Genomic DNA, 21,001 nt, shown 5'->3' with positions numbered 1-21,001 from the left:
CCATGGCGATCAAGGCAGCGCCTCGCCGCGGCAGGGCCTCCGGGCTCCGCCGCGGCGAGGCGGCAGCCGGATGGCTGTTCACGGCGCCGGTGATCGTGATCCTCGGCGTCTTCCTCCTCATCCCCGTCCTCATGGCGCTCTGGGTGAGCGTCTCGGACTGGGGCGGTCGCGGCAGCCCGCTCTCCGGCTCGGTCTCGTTCGTCGGCGCCGACAACTTCGCCGCCGTCCTCACCGACGGCGGTCTCGCGACCAAGGATTTCGGCACGTCGCTGCGCAACAACGCCTGGTACGTGCTGCTCGTCGTCCCGCTGCAGACCGCGCTCGCACTGTTCCTCGCGATCCTCGTGAACCGCGCCATGCTCCGTGGCCGGGGATTCTTCCGCACCGCCTATTACTTCCCCTCCGTGACCAGCACCGTCGCGATCACCGTGCTGTGGATGTTCCTCTTCACCTCGAGCGGAGCCGTCAACGATGTGCTCTCCTGGTTCGGCATCAACGGCCCCAACTGGTTCAACGACCCACGCGGCATCCTGCATCTGGCGCTCGGCACGGTCGGCGTCGATGCCGGCCCATCGGCCCTCACCCAGGGCGGCGCGCTCGGAGTGTCGTGGTGGGAATGGCTCGCCGGCCCCTCCGTCGCGATGAGCGCGTACATCCTGATGGCGATCTTCACGACCTCCGGAACGTTCATGCTCATCTTCCTCGCCGGTCTTCAGAACCTCGGCGCCGACGTCGACGAGGCCGCCATGATGGACGGCGCGAACGGCTGGCAGCGGTTCTGGCGCATCACGTTGCCCCAGCTGCGCCCGACCCTGTTCACCGTGCTCACCCTCGGCCTCATCGGCTGCTGGCAGGTGTTCGACCAGATCTACACGGGCACCAGGGGAGCACCGAGCAAGACCACGCTCACCCCGGCCTACCTCTCGTACCAGACCGCGTTCCAGAACCAGGAGTGGGGGCAGGGAGCGGCTATCGCGTTCATCCTGTTCGTCATCATCGTGATCTTCACGCTCCTGCAGCGATGGGTGCTGCGTGATCGGCCGGTCTCGAAGCGTCGCATCCGCGCGTACGCGTCCTCGTCCTCGTACGCGTCATCTTCCTCGTCGAAGGGAGCCTCGTCATGAGGCGGCTCTCGTCGAAGCAGCTGACCTGGCAGATCGCGCTCTACGCGCTGCTGATCATCCTCGCGGTCATCTACATCTATCCCTTCCTGATCCAGGTCGCGACGAGCTTCAAGACCGATGAGGATGCCGCGTCCAGTGGGATCACGCTCATCCCCGACGTGTGGACGTTCGCCGCGTACGAGCGCCTGTTCCGCAACTCCGACTTCCCCTCGTGGTTCGTGAACAGCGCGATCGTGACGATCTTCGTCACGGCCGGGCGCGTGTTCTTCAACTCGCTCGCCGGGTACGCACTGGCTCGACTCCGCTTCCGCGGGCGGGGTGTCGTCTTCGCCGCCCTGGTCGCCGTGATGTCGGTGCCGACCGTCGTGCTGCTGATCCCCAAGTTCCTCGTGATCAACCAGCTCGGCATCTTCAACTCGTATGCCGGGATGATCCTGCCGCTGCTCGTCGACGCGGCAGGGGTGTTCATCATGAAGAACTTCTTCGAGTCGATCCCCGAGTCGGTCGAGGAGCAGGCCCGCATCGACGGTGCCGGCACGTTCCGGCTGTTCTGGTCGGTGGTGCTGCCGATGGCGACGCCGGCGCTCGTGACGATTGTGATCCTGTCGTTCCAGGGCTCCTGGAACGAGCTCAGCCACTTCATCGTGTCCACCAACGACCCCGCCCTGACGACCCTGACCAAGGGCGTCGCATCCCTGGCCAGCGGCGGACTCAGCCAGGGCACCCAGTACCCGCTCAAGCTGGCGGCCGCACTCATCATGACGATCCCCGTCGCCGTGATGTTCTTCGTCTTCCAGCGCCGCATCATGAACTCCACAGAAGGAGCCGTCAAGGAATGACCCCCACCCCGCCCCTCCAGCCGCTGCTGGACGACGCCGTGATCATGCTCGAGGCACCGACCCAGGCATGGTCCGACGATGTCGGCCGCATGGGCACCGCTCCGATCCACGGCATCTACCACGGCGACGTGCGACACATCCGGAGCATCGAGACCACGGTCGACGGCACCGCGCTCGAATCCATCGGATGCACGTCGCCGGTGCCGCAGCAGGCGCTCCTGACGGATCTGCTCCGCGGGCTCGACGACGAATCGGCCGATCCGAAGGTGCGGATGGATCGCGACCGGCGGGTCGCCGCCGGTGCCTTCTCCGAGCGGATCACGGTCGCGTCGCACCTCGGCACCCCGGTTCCGATGACCCTCACCGTGCGCATGGTCCCGGACTTCGCGCCGATGCAGCAGGTCAAGGCCGGGCTCGCCGCCGATGCGGCCTGGACCTGGGACGGATCCGTCTGCCGCGCGGGAGAGGCGTCGTTCGCGCTCACCGCCCCCGAGGCCACGGTGGCCGAGGACGGAGACGCCTTGGTGCTGCGGTGGGATGTGGTGGTCCCACCGCGAGGCTCTGCCGCCGTGGTCTGGACGGTTGACCTCGACGACCCCTCCCTCGTCGTCACCGCCGCGCTGCCGTCGCGCGCGCCGCAGCCGACCGTTCCCGCCGACTCGCGCGCGGCGCGCTGGATGGAGCAGGCAACCGCGGATCTTTCCGCGCTCCGCCTCGCCCTGCCCGCGCACCCGGAGGACGCGTTCTACGCCGCCGGAGCGCCCTGGTTCTTCACGCTGTTCGGACGGGACTCGCTCTGGGCCGCACGGCTCGCGCTCGCGATCGACCCCGACATGGCGGCCTCCACCCTGCGCGTGCTGGCGCGCCTGCAGGGCACCGCGCACGATGCGTCGACGGCCGAGGCTCCGGGCAAGATCGCGCACGAGCTGCGGAGCGGCGCCCTCTCGCTGCCCAACGAGGGCGTGCATCTGCCGCCGCTGTACTACGGCACCGTCGACGCGACTCCGCTCTGGGTCTGCCTGCTCGCCGACGCCCATGCCGAGGGGATGTCCGAGCGCGAGGTGCGGGCATTGCTCCCGGCTCTTCGGGCGGCGCTCACCTGGATGACGGTGCACGGCGACGCGTCGGGCAGCGGCTTCATCGACTATGCGGACGAGTCGGGCCACGGCCTCGCGAACCAGGGGTGGAAGGACTCTGGCGACTCGATCCAGTGGCGCGACGGGCGCCTGGCCGAGGGCCCCATCGCCCTGAGCGAGGTGCAGGGCTACGCCTACGAAGCCGCCATCCGTGGTGCCGACCTGCTCGACACGTTCGGTGAACCCGGCGCGGCCGAGCTCCGTACGTGGGCCGCAGATCTTCGCTCACGCTTCCGCGCCGCCTACTGGGTGACCACGCCCGAGGGCCGCTACCCGGCCATCGCCCTCGACGCGCACGGCGCCCCTGTCGACACCCTCACGAGCAACATCGGACACCTGATCGGCACGGGCATCCTCGACCCGGAGGAGGAACAGGCCTGTGCGGCGCTGCTGACCGCACCGAGCATGTCGAGCGGCTACGGCATCCGCACGATGTCGACCGAAGCCGCCGGCTACTGGCCGCTGAGCTATCACGGCGGCAGCGTCTGGGCACATGACACCGCGATCGCCGTGCACGGCATGATGCGCGCCGGGCTCGACACCGACGCGCGGATGGTCGCCGAGCAGCTGCTCGACCTCGCGGAGGGCTTCGAGTACCGCGTTCCCGAGCTGCACGCGGGCGATGCCCTCGTTCCCGGTGGCGCGCCCCTTCCCTATCCCGCGGCCTGCCGCCCGCAGGCATGGTCGGCCGCAGCCGCGGTCGTCGTCGCGCAGGCTCTGAGCTGAAGCGGGTCGATCGGCTGAGCGGGTCGATCGGCTGAGCGTTCGGCGGTTGGGCGGTCGGCGGTTGGGCGGTCGGCGGGGGTTCGGCCTCAGCCGATCGTCCGGCCGTCCTTCCAGACGGTGCGCACGAGCGGCACTCCCGGACGGTAGGCGAGGTGGATGCGCGTCGGTGCGTCCAGCATCACGAGGTCGGCCCTGGCACCGGGCGCGATCACGCCGATGTCGTCCCGACGCAGCGCCTTCGCGCCGCCGGCGGTCGCCGCCCACACGGCTTCGGCCGGGGTCATCCCCATGTCGCGCACGGCGACCGCGATGCAGAACGGCATCGATGAGGTGAAGCTCGAGCCCGGGTTCGTGTCGCACGCCAGCGCCACGGTCACTCCCGCGTCGATCAGACGGCGCGCGTCCGGATACGGCTGCCGCGTCGAGAACTCGACTCCCGGCAGCAGCGTGAGCACGGTGTCGGATCCGGCGAGGGCATCGATGTCGGCATCCGTCAGGTACGTGCCGTGGTCGATGGATGCCGCGCCGAGCTCGACGGCCAGACGCACGCCCTCGCCCGGGCCGAGCTGGCTCGCGTGCACGCGGGGCGCGAGTCCGCGCGCGATGCCCGCCTCCAGCACGCGCCGCGACTGCGCCACCGTGAACGCACCGGTCTCGCAGAAGACGTCGATCCACTTCGCGTGCGCAGCGCAGGCGTCGAGCATGGGACCCGTGACCAGATCGACGTACTCGTCGGCGCGGTCGGCGTACTCCGCCGGGACGACGTGCGCCCCGAGGAATGTCACCTCGGGCGTCACCTCGGCGGCCAGGCGCACCAGGCGCTCCTCGTCGGCGACGCTCAGCCCGTAGCCGCTCTTGATCTCGACCGTCGTGGTGCCCTGTGCGAGCATCTCGTCGAGGAAGCCCCGCAGACGTGCGCGCAGCTCGTCATCGCTCGCGGCGCGGGTGGCGGCGACGGTGGAGCGGATGCCGCCGGCGGCGTACTTCTGCCCCGCCATGCGCGCCTCGAACTCGGCCGCGCGGTCGCCCCCGAAGACGAGGTGGCTGTGGCTGTCGACGAATCCGGGGATCATCGCACACTCCCCGGCGTCCACGACCTCATCGGCTTCCGGCGCCTCTGCGGCGGCACCGACCCAGGCGATCCGCCCGCGCTCGATCAGCACCGCGGCATCGGTGAGGGTGCCGGTGATGTCGTCGCCGGTGGCGACGTTCGTGGTCAGTTCCGCGATGTTCGTGATGAGCGTTGCCATGTCCTGAGCCTGTCAGAGCATCGGGACCTTGAGGCCGCGCTCGCGGGCGACCTCGCGGGCGTGCTCATAGCCGGCGTCGACGTGACGCATCACGCCGGTACCCGGGTCGTTCGTCAGCACGCGCTCCAGCTTCTCGGCCGCGAGTTCCGTGCCGTCGGCGACGGTGACCTGACCGGCGTGGATGGAGCGGCCGATGCCGACACCGCCGCCGTGGTGCAGCGACACCCACGAGGCGCCGGAGGCCGTGTTGAGCAGCGCGTTCAGCAGCGGCCAGTCGGCGATCGCGTCGGAGCCGTCCTTCATCGCCTCGGTCTCGCGGTACGGCGATGCCACGGAGCCGGAGTCGAGGTGGTCGCGCCCGATCACGATCGGAGCTGACAGCTCGCCCGACGCGACCATCTCGTTGAACTTGAGTCCGGCGAGGTGGCGCTCCTTGTAGCCGAGCCAGCAGATGCGGGCGGGCAGCCCCTCGAAGTGCACCTTCTCGCCGGCCTTCTCGAGCCAGCGGTGCAGGGCGGCATCTTCGGGGAAGAGCTCGGCGATCGCGCGGTCGGTCTTGTAGATGTCTTCCGGGTCGCCGGAGAGCGCTGCCCAGCGGAACGGTCCGCGTCCTTCCTCGAACTGCGGGCGAATGTACGCCGGCACGAATCCGGGGAACTCGAACGCGCGGGCGAAACCGCCCAGCTGCGCTTCGGCACGGATCGAGTTGCCGTAGTCGAACACCGCGGCCCCCGCATCCTGGAACGCCACCATCGCCTCGACGTGAGCGGCCATCGACGCACGCGAGCGGCGGGTGAACTCCTCGGGGTCGCGCTCGGCTTCCGCCTTCCAGTCCGCCACGGCGATGCCGAGCGGGAGGTAGGCGAGCGGGTCGTGGGCGCTGGTCTGGTCGGTCACGATGTCGATCGGCACACCGCGACGCCGCAGCTCGGGGAACACCTCGGCCGCGTTGCCGACCACGCCGACCGAGAGGGCGTCGCCCGCCTCCTTGGCGGCGACCACGCGGGCGACGGCCGCGTCGAGGTCGGTCGTGTACTCGTCGAGGTAGCCGTGCTCCACGCGCCGGATGAGACGGGACTCGTCGACGTCGACGATCAGCACCGCCCCGTCGTTCATGGTGACGGCCAGCGGCTGGGCACCGCCCATCCCGCCGGCTCCGCCCGTGAGGGTGAGCGTGCCACGGAGCGAGTCGCGGCCGAGCGAGCGGGCGACGGCGGCGAACGTCTCGTAGGTGCCCTGCAGGATGCCCTGCGTGCCGATGTAGATCCAGGATCCGGCGGTCATCTGCCCGTACATGATGAGGCCGAGCTCTTCGAGCTTGCGGAACTCCGGCCAGGTCGCCCAGTCGCCCACCAGGTTCGAGTTGGCGATGAGTACACGCGGTGCCCACTCGTGCGTGCGGAAGACGCCGACCGGCTTGCCCGACTGCACCAGCAGGGTCTCGTCGGGCTCGAGCTCGTCGAGGGTGCGCACGATCGCGTCGTATGCGTCCCAGCTGCGGGCGGCCTTGCCGGTGCCGCCGTAGACCACCAGGTCTTCGGGGTGCTCGGCCACCTCGGGGTCGAGGTTATTCATCAGCATGCGCTTGGCGGCTTCCGCGCCCCAGCTCTTCGCGGTGCGCTGGTTGCCCCGGGCGGCCCGGACGACGCGGGATCCCGAGACCGGAGCGTCGGATGCGGAGGTGTCGGATGCGGTGGTGTCGGATGCGGTGGACTCAGCCATGAGCGTGCTCCTTTGCGATGCGGGCGACGTCGCCCGACTGGACGAGGGCGGTGACGGCTTCCATCTCCGGCGAGAGGAAGCGGTCGGGTCCGGGGCCGTCGGCCACGGTGCGGACCAGGTCGCGCACGGCTCCGGTCGCGGGTCCGGCCTGCAGCGGGGCGCGCAGGTCGAGGGCGCGGGCGCCGGTGAGGATCTCGATCGCGAGCACGCGGCCGAGGCCGTCGATCGCCCGGCGCAGTTTGCGGGCGGCCGCCCATCCCATGGAGACGTGATCCTCCTGCATCGCGGAAGAGGGGATCGAGTCGACGGATGCCGGCACCGCGAGGCGCTTGAGCTCGGAGACGATTCCGGCGGCCGCGTACTGCGCGATCATGAGGCCGGAGTCGACACCGACCTCGTCTGCGAGGAACGGCGGGAGTCCGTGGCTGCGGGCCGGGTCGAGTGCGCGGTCGGTGCGACGCTCGGAGACCGAGGCGACGTCGGCGACCGAGATCGCGAGGAAGTCGAGCACAGCGGCGACCGGAGCCCCGTGGAAGTTGCCGTTCGACTCGATGCGTCCGTCGAGGGTGATGACGGGGTTGTCGATGACACTGGCGAGCTCGCGTCCGGCGATCAGTGTCGCATGGGCGAGGGTGTCGCGCGCGGCGCCATGCACCTGGGGCGAGCAGCGCAGCGAGTAGGCATCCTGCACCCGGCCGTCGTCGGGCCCCTTGTGGCTCGCGACCATGGGGGAGTCACCGAGGAATGCTCGCAGGTTGGCGGCGGATTCGGCCTGACCCGTCTGCGCACGAAGCGCCATCAGGTCAGCCGCGAACACCGCGTCGGTGCCGAGCTGCGACTCGACCGACATCGCCGCGGCGAGGTCGGCGGTGAGCAGGAGCGTCTCGAGGTCGTGGAGTGCGAGCACCAGCATGCCGAGCATGCCGTCGGTGCCGTTGATGAGCGCGAGCCCCTCCTTCTCGACGAGGGTGAGCGGCTCGATGCCGGCGGCGGCGAGGGCCTCGGTGGCGGGGAGCAATGCGCCGGATGCATCGCGGACCTCTCCCTCCCCCATCGCAGCCAGGGCGATGTGGGCGAGAGGTGCGAGGTCGCCGGAGCAGCCGAGCGAGCCGTACTCGCGGACGACAGGCGTGATGCCCTCGTTGAGCAGCGCGGCGTAGGTCTCGACGACGACCGGACGCACGCCGGTGCGGCCGGAGGCGAGGGTCTGCAGCCGCAGGAGCTGGAGTCCGCGCACGACCTCGCGCTCGACCTCGGCCCCGGTGCCCGCGGCGTGCGAGCGGATCAGGCTGGCCTGCAGCTGCATGCGACGGTCGGGGGCGATGAAGGTGGTCGCGAGAGCGCCGAACCCGGTGGACACGCCGTAGTGCGGGTTCGGGTCCGCCGCGAGACCGTCGATCACGCGACGGGTGTCGGCGACGCGCGCGAGCGCATCCGCGTCGAGCTGCACTGGTGCGTTGCGACGGACGACGGCGACGACATCGGCGGGAGACAGCGGGGCCGCTCCGACCAGCACGGGGGCGAGTTCAGTCATGGTTCGATTCCACACCCGACGTGTGGCCGGGGACACCCGTTCGTGCAATGCTGTGTCTGTGATCCCAGACAACGCGAAGAGCCCTCAGGTGCCGGAGGTGGAGGTGCCGGCGGTGGAAGCGCTGACCGCGCAGCAGCCGACCGCGCAGATGCCTGCGGCGGAAGTGCCGACCGCGCAGGTGCCTGCGGCGGAGAACACGCTCCGCATCCTGAGCTATCTCGCCGGACGGCCCGCGCCCGTGGCGGCGTCGGCGATCGCGCGCGAGCTCGAACTGCCCCGGTCCACGGTTTATCACCTGCTCACCACCCTGGCCGCTCACGGATTCGTGCTGCACCTGCGCGAGGAGAGACGCTGGGGGCTCGGCACCTCAGCTTTCGAGCTCGCCGGCGGTTACACCCGCCAACAGCCTTTGGCGCGAAGGGGCCGTCCTCTGGTGGCTGCGCTCTCGGACCGGTTGGGGGAGAGCGCGCACCTGGCGGTGATGAGCGGTGGGGATGTGCTGTACATCGTCGAGGAACGCGCACCTCGGAGGCCGGCGTTGGTGACGGATGTGGGTGTGCGGCTTCCCGCGCACCTCACGGCTTCGGGCCGCGCGATGCTGGCGGCGCTCCCCCGCGAACAGGTGCGGGCGCTCTATCCGGACGTCTCGGCGTTCCCCGATCGCACGGGACTCGGACCTCGGACGCCGCGCGAACTGCGCGAACTGCTCCGCGATGTGCGGACGAGGGGATATGCGACGGAGAACAGTGAGATCGCGGACGGGCTGCGCAGTGTGGGGGCCGCAGTTCTCGATGCTGCCGGCTGGCCGGTTGCCGCGGTGGCGGTGACGTGGGGCCGTGCGGATCCGGATGAGGACCTGCTCGCTGCCGCTGTGCAGGAGTGCGCGGCCATGCTCGAGGCACGCCTGAAGCGCTGAACTGCGTTGCGACGGTCGTGTCAACGCAGAAGAGCCACCCCACGAGGGATGGCTCTTCGTGCTCTCCTCGAGCACAACGCAAGAAAGCCACCCAGCATTGGGTGGCCTTCTTGTCTAAAAGGAGTCCGGCGGTGTCCTACTCTCCCACAGGGTCCCCCCTGCAGTACCATCGGCGCTGTGAGGCTTAGCTTCCGGGTTCGGAATGTAACCGGGCGTTTCCCTCACGCTATGGCCGCCGAAACACTATTGATGTTTCAATCAAACACATAACAAAGTCATTGTTGTTATGCGGTTCTCGACCGTACATCGAGAACCACTCAGTGGACGCGTAGCACCAACAAACGGTGTGTTATCAAGTCATCGGCTTATTAGTACCAGTCAGCTGCATGCATTACTGCACTTCCACATCTGGCCTATCAACCCAGTAGTCTGGCTGGGAGCCTCTCACCCGAAGGTATGGAAATCTCATCTTGAGGCCGGCTTCCCGCTTAGATGCTTTCAGCGGTTATCCATCCCGAACGTAGCTAATCAGCGGTGCTCCTGGCGGAACAACTGACACACCAGAGGTTCGTCCAACCCGGTCCTCTCGTACTAGGGTCAGATCCTCTCAAATTTCCTACGCGCGCAGCGGATAGGGACCGAACTGTCTCACGACGTTCTAAACCCAGCTCGCGTACCGCTTTAATGGGCGAACAGCCCAACCCTTGGGACCTACTCCAGCCCCAGGATGCGACGAGCCGACATCGAGGTGCCAAACCATGCCGTCGATATGGACTCTTGGGCAAGATCAGCCTGTTATCCCCGAGGTACCTTTTATCCGTTGAGCGACAGCGCTTCCACAAGCCACTGCCGGATCACTAGTCCCGACTTTCGTCCCTGCTCGACCTGTCAGTCTCACAGTCAAGCTCCCTTGTGCACTTACACTCGACACCTGATTGCCAACCAGGTTGAGGGAACCTTTGGGCGCCTCCGTTACTTTTTGGGAGGCAACCGCCCCAGTTAAACTACCCACCAGGCACTGTCCCTGAACCGGATTACGGTTCGAAGTTAGATATCCAGAGTGACCAGAGTGGTATTTCAACAATGACTCCACACGAACTAGCGTCCATGCTTCAAAGTCTCCCACCTATCCTACACAAGCCACACCGAACACCAATACCAAGCTGTAGTAAAGGTCACGGGGTCTTTCCGTCCTGCTGCGCGTAACGAGCATCTTTACTCGTAATGCAATTTCGCCGAGTTCGCGGTTGAGACAGTTGGGAAGTCGTTACGCCATTCGTGCAGGTCGGAACTTACCCGACAAGGAATTTCGCTACCTTAGGATGGTTATAGTTACCACCGCCGTTTACTGGGGCTTAAATTCTCAGCTTCGCCTTGCGGCTAACCGGTCCTCTTAACCTTCCAGCACCGGGCAGGCGTCAGTCCGTATACATCGTCTTGCGACTTGGCACGGACCTGTGTTTTTAGTAAACAGTCGCTACCCACTAGTCTCTGCGGCCTCCAAACGCTTTCGGGAGTAAATCCCTATACGCCGAAGGCCCCCCTTCTCCCGAAGTTACGGGGGCATTTTGCCGAGTTCCTTAACCACGATTCTCTCGATCTCCTTGGTATTCTCTACCTGACCACCTGAGTCGGTTTGGGGTACGGGCGGCTAGAACCTCGCGTCGATGCTTTTCTTGGCAGCATAGGATCACCCACTTTTTATCCGCATCGTGTCTCAGCCTATGTGAATCGCGGATTTGCCTACGACTCGGCCTACGCACTTGCACCAGGACAACCATCGCCTGGCTTGGGCTACCTTCCTGCGTCACACCTGTTAATACGCTAACCGCACCAGAATGGGGTCGTGCGCTAGGCCCAGAGCGTCACCCCGAAGGGATCAGTCACTGGGATTCAGACACTTAGCACTACTGGATTAGCTTGGGCGGTTCTTCGCCGGTACGGGAATATCAACCCGTTGTCCATCGACTACGCCTGTCGGCCTCGCCTTAGGTCCCGACTTACCCAGGGAAGATTAGCTTGACCCTGGAACCCTTGGTCTTTCGGAGGACGTGTTTCTCACACGTCATTCGCTACTCATGCCTGCATTCTCACTCGTGTAGCCTCCACGGCTGGTTTACACCGCCGCTTCGCTGGCCACACGACGCTCTCCTACCCATCAACACGGCTGGACCACGAAGGCCTACCAATAATGTCAATGCCACAACTTCGGTGGCGTGCTTGAGCCCCGTTACATTGTCGGCGCGGAATCACTTGACCAGTGAGCTATTACGCACTCTTTCAAGGGTGGCTGCTTCTAAGCCAACCTCCTGGTTGTCAAGGCAACTCCACATCCTTTCCCACTTAGCACGCGCTTTGGGACCTTAGTTGGTGGTCTGGGTTGTTTCCCTCTCGACTATGAAGCTTATCCCCCACAGTCTCACTGCTGCGCTCTCACTTACCGGCATTCGGAGTTTGGCTGACGTCAGTAACCTTGTAGGGCCCATCGGCCATCCAGTAGCTCTACCTCCGGCAAGAAACACGCAACGCTGCACCTAAATGCATTTCGGAGAGAACCAGCTATCACGAAGTTTGATTGGCCTTTCACCCCTATCCACAGCTCATCCCCTCAGTTTTCAACCTAAGTGGGTTCGGTCCTCCACGACGTCTTACCGTCGCTTCAACCTGGCCATGGATAGATCACTTCGCTTCGGGTCTAGGACATGCGACTGAATCGCCCTATTCAGACTCGCTTTCGCTACGGCTACCCCACACGGGTTAACCTCGCCACATATCGCTAACTCGCAGGCTCATTCTTCAAAAGGCACGCTGTCACCCCTACTAAGGAGGCTCCAACGGTTTGTAAGCAAACGGTTTCAGGTACTATTTCACTCCCCTCCCGGGGTACTTTTCACCTTTCCCTCACGGTACTTGTCCGCTATCGGTCATCTGGGAGTATTTAGGCTTATCAGGTGGTCCTGACAGATTCACACGGGATTTCACGGGCCCCGTGCTACTTGGGATACTCTTCGCGCCAAGAGAGGCATTTCGACTACGGGGTTGGCACCCTCTATGACCGGCCTTTCAAGACCGTTCGTCTATACCTTCTTGTAACGCCGCCACCTCGGCAGAGATGACTGAAAAGTCCCACAACCCCCAACGTGCAACGCCTGCCGGCTATCACACACGCTAGGTTTAGCCTGTTCCGGTTTCGCTCGCCACTACTAACGGAATCGCGGTTGCTTTCTCTTCCTGTGGGTACTGAGATGTTTCACTTCCCCACGTTCCCTCTACCCGCCCTATATATTCAGGCGGGAGTCACTAGGTCGGCACGCCGCCCAGCGGGGTTTCCCCATTCGGACACCCTCGGATCAAAACTTGCTTATCAGTTCCCCGAGGCTTATCGCAGATTGCTACGTCCTTCTTCGGCTCCAGATGCCAAGGCATCCACCGTTTGCTCTTAAAGACTTGAAATCACATGAGTTTGAATCAAAAACTCGACCCCATCCGAAGATGGAATCTGAAATTGACTAATGATCTTTAAGATCATCTTGTGCAACTGACCGAAGCCAGCTGCAAGATGCTCGCGTCCACTGTGTAGTTCTCAAAGTACGGGCGGTGCCCCTATCCACAACCCCACACGGGGGAAACAGAAAGAGGCCCAGAGGTTCAGACCAGATCCCGAAAGATCCGCATCCGGTCCCTCAGGACCCAACAGCGTGCAGGTGCGACATCCGCCACCCTCCCCGTTCCAACCACCGAAGTGGCGTACTAGAGAAGAACAACATCCTTCGCACCATGTCAAATGTTCCACCCATGAGCTCCCAGCGAGAAACGAACGTTCTCGATCTGGGTTCTGGACACCCGAAAGTGTCAGATGCTCCTTAGAAAGGAGGTGATCCAGCCGCACCTTCCGGTACGGCTACCTTGTTACGACTTAGTCCTAATTACCGATCCCACCTTCGACGGCTCCCTCCACAAGGGTTAGGCCACCGGCTTCAGGTGTTACCGACTTTCATGACTTGACGGGCGGTGTGTACAAGACCCGGGAACGTATTCACCGCAGCGTTGCTGATCTGCGATTACTAGCGACTCCGACTTCATGAGGTCGAGTTGCAGACCTCAATCCGAACTGGGACCGGCTTTTTGGGATTCGCTCCACCTCGCGGTATTGCAGCCCTTTGTACCGGCCATTGTAGCATGCGTGAAGCCCAAGACATAAGGGGCATGATGATTTGACGTCATCCCCACCTTCCTCCGAGTTGACCCCGGCAGTATCCCATGAGTTCCCACCATTACGTGCTGGCAACATAGAACGAGGGTTGCGCTCGTTGCGGGACTTAACCCAACATCTCACGACACGAGCTGACGACAACCATGCACCACCTGTTTACGAGTGTCCAAAGAGTTGACCATTTCTGGCCCGTTCTCGTATATGTCAAGCCTTGGTAAGGTTCTTCGCGTTGCATCGAATTAATCCGCATGCTCCGCCGCTTGTGCGGGTCCCCGTCAATTCCTTTGAGTTTTAGCCTTGCGGCCGTACTCCCCAGGCGGGGAACTTAATGCGTTAGCTGCGTCACGGAATCCGTGGAATGGACCCCACAACTAGTTCCCAACGTTTACGGGGTGGACTACCAGGGTATCTAAGCCTGTTTGCTCCCCACCCTTTCGCTCCTCAGCGTCAGTTACGGCCCAGAGATCTGCCTTCGCCATCGGTGTTCCTCCTGATATCTGCGCATTCCACCGCTACACCAGGAATTCCAATCTCCCCTACCGCACTCTAGTCTGCCCGTACCCACTGCAGGCCGGAGGTTGAGCCTCCGGATTTCACAGCAGACGCGACAAACCGCCTACGAGCTCTTTACGCCCAATAATTCCGGATAACGCTTGCGCCCTACGTATTACCGCGGCTGCTGGCACGTAGTTAGCCGGCGCTTTTTCTGCAGGTACCGTCACTTTCGCTTCTTCCCTGCTAAAAGAGGTTTACAACCCGAAGGCCGTCGTCCCTCACGCGGCGTTGCTGCATCAGGCTTGCGCCCATTGTGCAATATTCCCCACTGCTGCCTCCCGTAGGAGTCTGGGCCGTGTCTCAGTCCCAGTGTGGCCGGTCACCCTCTCAGGCCGGCTACCCGTCGACGCCTTGGTGAGCCATTACCTCACCAACAAGCTGATAGGCCGCGAGCCCATCCCCAACCGAAATTCTTTCCAGACGCAGACCATGCGGTCACGTCACATATCCAGTATTAGACGCCGTTTCCAGCGCTTATCCCAGAGTCAGGGGCAGGTTGCTCACGTGTTACTCACCCGTTCGCCACTGATCCCACAGAGCAAGCTCCGTGTTCACCGTTCGACTTGCATGTGTTAAGCACGCCGCCAGCGTTCATCCTGAGCCAGGATCAAACTCTCCGTAAAAAAGAAATGCATACCCCACCGGGAAAACGGTGACGCAGCGAGTTTGATGCTGACCAAAGAGACAAATTCATTGCTGACTTCATCCATTGCCAACCCCCGGAAGGAGTTGGTCTTTGATCCAAAGGAATTCTCAACTAGCCGAAGCTAGACGAGGATAATTTGGCATTTGACAAGTGCACGCTGTTGAGTTCTCAAGGATCGGATGCTCCCACGACCCAGCCATCACAGCCAGGCCCGAAGGGCAACTTCTCTATCTTACCGATCTCGTTTCCGTTGTCAAGTCCGAGTTTTTCTCGGCCTGACCGTGGGAACGGATCAGCACCTTCATCCTGTTCACTCAGTGAGTGTCTGGGATTCGGGAGGTGTTAGCTGCTTGACGGGAGCCGGTCCGAGGACCTCCGCTCAACCGTTTGGGGCGAACAAGTAATAAGTTACGCGGATCCCGGGGATCGGGCAAATCTAGGCCGACCGCCGGGCGTGTCGCACTCCTGGCCCGACGGTTCCCTGCACTCTCCTGGCCTTGCGGTGCGTCACTCGACGGTCAGCGGCGTCGTCGTGACGTCGATGGTGCCGAAGGGGAACGGGCTGAAGACCGTCCAGGAGCCGGAGGTGAACTCCTCCATGGGGATCAGGAAGAACCAGACGAGGGAGACGACGATCGCGAGGACCACGAGTGCCGCTACTCCGATCGACGCGCGGTTCAGTGTCTTGAGGGCCGAGCGTTCGTCGCTCGCCTTCATCACACGTCCGAGAGTGATCAGCACGATCGCGGCGATGCCGATGTAGATCAGGGGGCTGGGACGGAGCGCCAGATCGATGCACACGGGCGCCTGGTCGGTCGACTGTCCCTCCGAGTCGATGAAGCCGCCGCTCCCGTCGAAGCCACCAGGGCAATAGCTCCTGCTGGCGACCATGACTGAGGAGTACACGAAGACGGCGAGCAGTGCTGTGACCAGGACGCGGCGGATCTCCGCGATGATCGCGATGCCAGGGAGGCCTGTGGCGGCGGCCGTTGCCGGCGTGGTCGGTGCGAGCGACATGAGGGCCTCCTTGGGGGGTGGTCGTCTCATGATGGCGCAGCGGGTGGAGAGAGGAAAGAGCGCGGGTGCTGGCGCCCGCGATCGAACTCTCCCCTGCTTGCTGGAATATCGGTAGTGTTCGGCCAGAGCCTGAGCAGAAGGATGGCAAAGATGCCTGCAGCACCCCAGGGTTGGTACGCCGACCCGGAGCACCCCGCACAGCAGCAGCGCTGGTGGGACGGCACTCAATGGACGGTGCACACCGCACCCCTGGGGCAGGCGCCGACTGCGGCTGTCGCCGTGACCCCCGTCGATGCCGCTCCCGCCCAGGTGAAGTCCTCTCGGATGAAGGTCGTCCTCATAGTGGGAGCGGTGGTGCTCGCGATCCTCCTCCTCACCCGCAGCCTGGGCGTGATCATGATGCTCGCCGGGTTGGTGCTCTTCTTCGTCGCCATCTATGGGATCGTGCGTGGCTCGGCGAAGCTCTTTCGCGTGCGCTCGCGCGGAGCGGCATGGGCTGCTCTGGGGATCGCGTTCGTTCTGATGTTCGCGGGGTCCGGAGCGAACGCTGCCCTCGGCGGACCGAGTTCGGACACGACGAGCTCGGGGTCGTCGTCGGACGCCAAGCCGTTCGTCTCCGCGCAGACGGAGAAGCCGACCCCCTCTCCCAAGCCCACCACCTTCGAGGAGGTCGAAGAGTCGACGGTGGTTCCTTTCGAGCGGACGACGGCCGACGATCCGCAGCTCGACGTCGGACAGACCGCCATCACGACAGTCGGTGTCGACGGAACCAAGGTCACCACCTACCACGTGACGTACGTCGATGGTGTGGAAGTGTCGCGCGAAGTCCTCGGCGAGGTCGTCACCGTCGCGCCGGTGAATGAGGTCACGTCGAACGGGACACGACAGCCTGCTCCCGCACCCGTGCCTCTGGTGCAGCCCGCCGCCGAGTGCCACTCGAGCTATGCCGGGGTGTGCGTGCCGATCGCGTCGGATGTGGACTGCGCGGGTGGGAGCGGGAACGGGCCGGCGTATGTGCACGGGCCGCTGCAGGTGGTCGGGCCGGATGTGTACGACCTCGACCGCGACGGTGACGGGATCGCCTGCGACTGAGACAGGGCCTGCGCTACCACCTCTCGATACGCTAGTCCCCAGCGAGGGGCGCGACGCCTCGGGGACCGGGGCTACGACCTCAGAGGGAGTGCGCAATGACGGGAGAGACCTTCTCTGAAGACGAGTTCCGCAGTCAGTGGAAAGAGCAGGCGGACGAGATCGGCCGCTTCAACCTCGCCATCTTCGGCAAGACGGGTGTCGGGAAGTCGACGCTGATCAACGCGATCTTCGGCGAGGAGGTCGCTCCCACCGGCGTCGGCGAGCCCGTGACGATGGACGAGCATCTCTACATCCATCGTTCCGGCTTCCTGGGCCTGCTCGACACCCGTGGTCTCGAGATCGGCAAGGACACCGATGAGCTGATCCGCGAACTCGGCGACTACCTGAAGAAGATGCGCCAACGGCCGCTCTCCGAGCAGATCCACGTCGCCTGGTACTGCGTCCGGGCGACCGACCGAAGGTTCGAAGACACCGAAGCAGAGTTCATCCGCCGGCTCCACGACCTCGGCCTGCCCGTCGTCGCCGTCCTGACGCAGGTGCCGTCGCGGAACGGCGAGTATCACGCCGACGCTCTGACCCTGGCGGATCACATCGCGGGGCTCGATCTGCCGATCGTGGGAGGCCGTCCGATCCTGGTGATGTCGACGGCGGATGAGTTCACCGGCCAGGTTCAGCACGGGCTCACGGAGCTCGTGGATGCCACGTTTCGCGCTGCTCCCGAGGGTGTTGAAGCAGCGTTCGCAGCCGCCCAGAAAGTCGATCTGGCAAGAAAGCGCAAGCAAGCTCAAACAGCTGTCCGCGCGGCTGCCACGGCGGCGTTGACGGTCGGAGCTATTCCGATCCCCGTTGCGGACGCCGGTGTGCTCATCCCCATTCAGCTCGGGATGATGGCCAGGGTCGCGGCGATCTACGGCGTCAGAGTCGAGACCGCCACGATCGCAGCGACCGCGGCAACAGTCGCCGTCTCGGCGGCAGGACGAAGCGCCGTCGCCGGCCTCCTGAAGTTCATCCCCGGAGCGGGAACCATTATCGGCGGTGCGATCTCGGGCACCGTCGCCAGCACCTTCACCCTGGCGATCGGGTACGCGTGGGCGGTGGTCTGCGGTGAGCTCACGCAGGGTCGACTGCGAGGCGTCGACGGTGCGCTCGACAGCAACCTGGTGCGCGAGCTGTTCCAAACGCAGGTTGGCGTGTGGTTCAAGAAGGTGAGTGGCGGGCGGGGCTGACGAGGGTTTCGAGGCCGATCCCCACCGCGGAGCAAGCGGAATCCGCTAACTTCCACTCCCAACCGATGCGCTGCTACCGCCTGTCGCATTAGTCCTTATAGCGACGGACTGCCTCGCGAATCCCATCGGCGTGCGCGTAGATCTCACGGAAGCCGCCGGGTGTGCGTTTGGTGAGCTAACGGCCGCCGTTATCCGACCCCGGTCTGGCTCTCAAGCGCGCGCTGGTCATGCTCGCGCGGTCGATGTCCGTTCGCGCCCTAGGGGAGCTGCGGACGACCCGGCGTCAATGCGCCTCTTGCGAGCCGCCTTATGCAGGTTCACCGGCGTCGTGTCCAGCACGCGTTCAATCATCTTGGGGAGGAATACCGATGGGCTTAGATGATCGGGGACAGCATCATGGCGAATACCTACTGGCGGAAGGTTCGCTAGTGCGCGATCGACTTCCGACTGTGGCACATACGAGATCTCAACATGGTCGTCTTGGTCGGTTGCTAGCCCGGCCGCAACAAGAGGATCTTCATCATCCTCGCCACTGTCCACCGGTGGAGTGATCGAATCGGCATATTCAATCATCACCAGACAGGTGGAGTGGTATGCGTCATCCTCGCGCCCGAGCTTGCCGAGCAGGTCTATCAGCCATTCGGCAGTGTCCGGCTCCTTGTACAAGATGTCGGAACGCAGCCCAAACACGAATCCAAGAGCCGCGAGGGGATGCCGGAGGCGCAAGTTTTTTGCGTCGCCGTAGGACTCCTCCACACGATTGGCGGCATTCTTCCCGTATGAAGAGTCCATCCTCTTCGTTGAGATCAGGAGCTCAGGCCCGGTGGCCCAATCAGTCATGATGACATCGACCTGCTTGAGATAGTTCTTCCCGAGGATGCTGGCGCTGGCTGAGGTCACTCCAGCCACAGCAGCGCTCCTCGTCAGACGCGCAGTGAGCAGGGCACGCTCCTTCGCGGGAACCGCTTTGAGCAGGTTAGCGACGGGCATCGGGAGAATCCGAGGATGGGTAGCTCTCGGCCAGGTCGCATCAGGGTCGAATCCCGCTCGACGAAGTTCGTAGCTCAACCACACGTCCAGCGAAAGCGCAGGCACGCCCGTCCGCGTGTCAACTCCGAGGTAGAGCGGGACACCAAGCAGCCGCACCAAAGTGTCGTAGTCGGGCTCGTAGTGCAACCGACCGTCGGCCTCACGAACCCATGGGTTGGTGTAAACGCCGCCCGGGGCTGCGTCCGCAACGATTCGATCGAAGAGGAACCACGCCTTCTCTTTCCCGCTTGATTCAGTGGCCACTACGTCCCCTCGCCATGCGTCTTGAGGTCATGTCAGCGTGGGCTTGTCGCACGCGACTTAGGTCCGCCTCGGAAACCATGCCGGGCCCTCTAAGAAGAACTTCATCCACGAGTTGCACCGAATCGGCAAGTCTCCCTTGTCGCAGCAGCCGGGCTACCTTCGGTCGAATGCCGCGAAGATCATCGGCGCGTGCCTCGATGTGTTGGGCGGATGGCATACCCCAGACATCTGCCTCTCGTGGCTCCAACTTGAGGACGCCCCCGCCGTAGGACCGACCCACCATCTCTGCGCTAAGGAGCGTGACAGAGTTCAAGCTCGCGAGGGGGAGGAGTTCGCGCCCTACCTCGCGCGTACTCTCCTTGAGGTAGACACCGTGAACTGAGTTCAGGTGGCCCGCACCAGCACTGTTTGTCGTCAGGCGTGGCGTATCGGCATTCATACATGTCAGCAACAGGTCCGCTGGCGGCAAGAGCGGAACTCGATACCAAGGCTTACGCACTCGGCACTTGTATGCTTCGTCAACGCCTGCAAGGTGGCCGGCCTCAATATAGGCGCGCGCCGCGTGGGATGGGCTTTCGGTCGGGCGAAACAGCCAGGTCGACTTACCTTGCTGCCCAAGGCGCGTCATCGCGTCGCGTGTGAGCTCAAGCCCACGCAGGTGCGAGCTTCCCGGCGGCGATAGCCGTACGAGATCTCGGCGCTCAAGGCCCAGTTCTTTCACCCGATCGGGCGAGAGGGCGAAGAATCTGTTGTTACCCGTGACCATGCCAAGGGTGGTGTCACCCCAAGCTTCGAGATTGGCGAAGAGGCCGCTCGCTTTCAGGCTGAGTAGTGGCTCGATCGCGTCAGGGTTTACGAGAACTCCGGTCCACTTTGCAGCGGGGTCGAGGGGCGTCCACTTCAGAGGACCGTTGAGTGACGCGAGCGCTTCCGCGTCTCGTGCCTGGTAGATGGTGGCGTGGTCCGTTGGGCCCTCGTCAAAGCCGTCGGCAAGGAGGAGGACGACATCAGCCTCGGCTTCAGAAAAGACCTGCTCGTCGAACAGCACGAGCTCAACGCTGCGGAAGCGATCGAAAAGGAACTGCCGGACCGCTGCGGCGTAATTCACGCTGAGCAATTCTGCTGGCAGCACGAGCCCCATCCTGCCGCCGGGCCGCAAGAAGAGGGCCGAGTGGACCGTGAAGGCGGCCCAACTTGATGCAAGCGCTGTCAGCGCGACGCCAGCTCTTAGAGCGGCGGCACGCGACCGCGTGCGAGCTTCACCAGTGAAGTCCTGGTAACGAATGTAGGGAGGATTCCCAATCACCGCGGAATAGCGAGGTTCAGGGTCCACCAAGAAGAAGTCGTTGACGATGAGCCGAGGATCTCCCCCAGCGTCTTTGATCCGAGCTCGGGCGACGCGAGCACTTTCCGCGTGGATCTCCACGCCATCCACGCGTACATTCGGGGCATCGCCACCATTAAGCTTCTGAAGACGTCTAACGGCCTGGACGAGGAAGGCAGCGTCGCCTGCCGATGGCTCCAACACCGCATCGTTCGGGGCGCGAATCGCCCACTCTGATATGAAGCGAGTGATGGCGTCCGGGGTAAAGAACGCGCCCCGGGCCTTCCGAAGCTCGGCCGTGTCTACGTTTGCGGGCACGGGCGAATCGGACATGTCTCCATTCTGTCGCACGCTTCAGACATCCCCCGGAGGCGGTGCCAACTAAGTT

12 protein-coding genes and 3 rRNA genes are annotated in these 21,001 nt (G+C 64.1%); 6 read left to right on the top strand and 9 right to left on the bottom strand.

Translation table 11 applies throughout. The features are described from left to right. The first annotated feature begins 2 nt into the window (after nt 1–2). The 3 genes from MST3598_RS01530 to MST3598_RS01520 are packed head-to-tail and all read left to right on the top strand — an operon-like array spanning nt 3 to nt 3,825. The gene (locus MST3598_RS01530; RefSeq protein WP_029260158.1) at nt 3–1,124 is read left to right on the top strand and encodes a carbohydrate ABC transporter permease; all 1,122 of its coding nucleotides are present in this window, start codon (nt 3–5) and stop codon (nt 1,122–1,124) included. After that, nucleotides 1,121–1,963, top strand: a complete 843-nt coding sequence (locus MST3598_RS01525) for a carbohydrate ABC transporter permease (protein WP_021198443.1) — start codon at nt 1,121–1,123, stop codon at nt 1,961–1,963. Before MST3598_RS01530 ends, MST3598_RS01525 begins: the two co-directional genes overlap by 4 nt. Beyond that, entirely contained in the window at nt 1,960–3,825 is a 1,866-nt protein-coding gene (locus MST3598_RS01520; protein ID WP_029260159.1) for a glycogen debranching N-terminal domain-containing protein, read from the top strand. Before MST3598_RS01525 ends, MST3598_RS01520 begins: the two co-directional genes overlap by 4 nt. Nucleotides 3,826–3,911: 86 nt before the next feature. On the opposite strand, the gene hutI is transcribed toward MST3598_RS01520, so the two are convergent. Genes hutI through hutH form a run of 3 tightly spaced genes read right to left on the bottom strand, consistent with a single transcriptional unit; the run spans nt 3,912 to nt 8,331 of the window. Beyond that, nucleotides 3,912–5,075: an imidazolonepropionase gene (hutI, locus tag MST3598_RS01515; protein ID WP_029260160.1), complete on the bottom strand. Its 1,164-nt coding sequence runs from the start codon at nt 5,073–5,075 to the stop codon at nt 3,912–3,914. Nucleotides 5,076–5,087: 12 nt separating this feature from the next. Further along, nucleotides 5,088–6,797 (bottom strand): urocanate hydratase, encoded by a 1,710-nt coding sequence (hutU, locus tag MST3598_RS01510; RefSeq protein ID WP_029260161.1) that lies wholly within the window; start codon nt 6,795–6,797, stop codon nt 5,088–5,090. Then, nucleotides 6,790–8,331, bottom strand: coding sequence for a histidine ammonia-lyase (hutH, locus tag MST3598_RS01505; RefSeq protein ID WP_029260162.1), 1,542 nt, complete (start codon nt 8,329–8,331; stop codon nt 6,790–6,792). Before hutH ends, hutU begins: the two co-directional genes overlap by 8 nt. Before the next feature lie 148 nt (nt 8,332–8,479). On the opposite strand from hutH, the gene MST3598_RS01500 reads away from it, so the two are divergent. Next, entirely contained in the window at nt 8,480–9,247 is a 768-nt protein-coding gene (locus MST3598_RS01500) for an IclR family transcriptional regulator (RefSeq protein WP_029260163.1), read from the top strand. A 123-nt stretch (nt 9,248–9,370) separates the two neighbouring features. Here MST3598_RS01500 and rrf read toward each other — a convergent pair. The 4 genes from rrf to MST3598_RS01480 form a co-directional block, all read right to left on the bottom strand. Further along, a 5S ribosomal RNA gene (gene rrf, locus MST3598_RS01495) occupies nt 9,371–9,487 on the bottom strand. A gap of 108 nt (nt 9,488–9,595) precedes the next feature. Then, nucleotides 9,596–12,700, bottom strand: a 23S ribosomal RNA gene (locus MST3598_RS01490). Nucleotides 12,701–13,114: 414 nt separating this feature from the next. Then, nucleotides 13,115–14,638, bottom strand: a 16S ribosomal RNA gene (locus MST3598_RS01485). The 16S, 23S and 5S rRNA genes sit together here, the layout of an rRNA operon. 530 nt (nt 14,639–15,168) lie before the next feature. After that, entirely contained in the window at nt 15,169–15,678 is a 510-nt protein-coding gene (locus tag MST3598_RS01480) for a hypothetical protein (RefSeq protein WP_029259433.1), read from the bottom strand. Between the two features lie 150 nt (nt 15,679–15,828). Here MST3598_RS01480 and MST3598_RS01475 point away from each other — a divergent pair, with 150 nt between their 5' ends. Both MST3598_RS01475 and MST3598_RS01470 read left to right on the top strand, forming a co-directional pair. Continuing rightward, nucleotides 15,829–16,770 carry a G5 domain-containing protein gene (locus tag MST3598_RS01475; protein WP_197024848.1) on the top strand — a complete coding sequence of 314 codons (942 nt, stop codon included), beginning with the start codon at nt 15,829–15,831 and terminating at the stop codon, nt 16,768–16,770. Between the two features lie 95 nt (nt 16,771–16,865). Then, a complete protein-coding gene (locus MST3598_RS01470; protein WP_051671069.1) occupies nt 16,866–17,996 on the top strand; it encodes a GTPase family protein in 1,131 nt (376 codons plus the stop codon). A gap of 225 nt (nt 17,997–18,221) precedes the next feature. Here MST3598_RS01470 and MST3598_RS01465 read toward each other — a convergent pair whose 3' ends face one another. After that, nucleotides 18,222–19,289, bottom strand: coding sequence for a hypothetical protein (locus MST3598_RS01465; protein WP_051671067.1), 1,068 nt, complete (start codon nt 19,287–19,289; stop codon nt 18,222–18,224). After that, complete coding sequence (locus MST3598_RS01460) at nt 19,279–20,946, bottom strand: HsdM family class I SAM-dependent methyltransferase (protein WP_029259429.1); 1,668 nt, start codon at nt 20,944–20,946, stop codon at nt 19,279–19,281. Before MST3598_RS01460 ends, MST3598_RS01465 begins: the two co-directional genes overlap by 11 nt. Nucleotides 20,947–21,001 lie beyond the last annotated feature (55 nt).

It is taken from the genome of Microbacterium sp. TPU 3598, from assembly GCF_002356155.1.
GTDB lineage: Bacteria > Actinomycetota > Actinomycetes > Actinomycetales > Microbacteriaceae > Microbacterium > Microbacterium maritypicum_A.
Note: the sequence above shows the minus strand (reverse complement) of the source record. Positions and strands in the feature narration are given on the sequence as shown.